The organism is Tamlana crocina (assembly GCF_012037625.1).
Genome location: NZ_JAAVJS010000090.1, coordinates 1 through 614, shown reverse-complemented (window position 1 = coordinate 614; position 614 = coordinate 1). Strand labels below are relative to the sequence as shown.

The following is a 614-nucleotide window of genomic DNA, read 5'->3' as shown; positions in this document are numbered from 1 at the left end:
CCTGCACGGTTTCTTAGTTCGTTCAGCGGAATTCCAAGTGCCCTGTCGAAGATCTTACCTTCGGCCAGCTCGCTTTCATTCCGTATATCAACTATGGTATATTTATCCTTATTGTTCTTGAAATCCTGAAGATCGAAATTATCAGATCTTTTAGAGACTTCTTCACTTAATGTGATCACCCCTTTCATCTGCTTTTCGTAGCCTATCTTGGCTGTTCTTTCCAATAGCTCATCGATGTCTTTTACAGAACTTACCACGAGGTAAAATGGTTCATTGGGCTCAATAATAGCACCCAACCAGGTTTCATATTTATCGCCTTCTGTGCGGGACATGATGTTGATACTATTTGGAAGATGCCCCGCTTTATAAACATCTCCATCTCTTGCGTCTACAACAGTCACCCCTTCTTCTACTTTGGATACTCCAATGTGTAAAGGGACCCTGTATTTTTCCTGCTGTACATTTCCTACTCCCTTGCGGTTCAAGTCCACGTTAAAGCCGAAATAGGAAGGAATAAACGGCTGATCTTTCAGGATCTCTTCTACGAATTCCTCTTCGGTCTGGTCTTTAAAAGCCCAGTTGCTCATTCGTTCATCTCTAAGGGTGCTGGAAGG

At 42.8% G+C, this 614-nt stretch carries 1 protein-coding gene; it reads right to left on the bottom strand.

Translation table 11 applies throughout. From position 1 onward, the window contains the following. A partial coding sequence (locus tag HC176_RS15750; RefSeq protein WP_280818693.1) for a rhodanese-like domain-containing protein occupies positions 1–587 on the bottom strand: 587 nt, incomplete at its 3' end. Between the last annotated feature and the right edge of the window lie 27 nt (positions 588–614).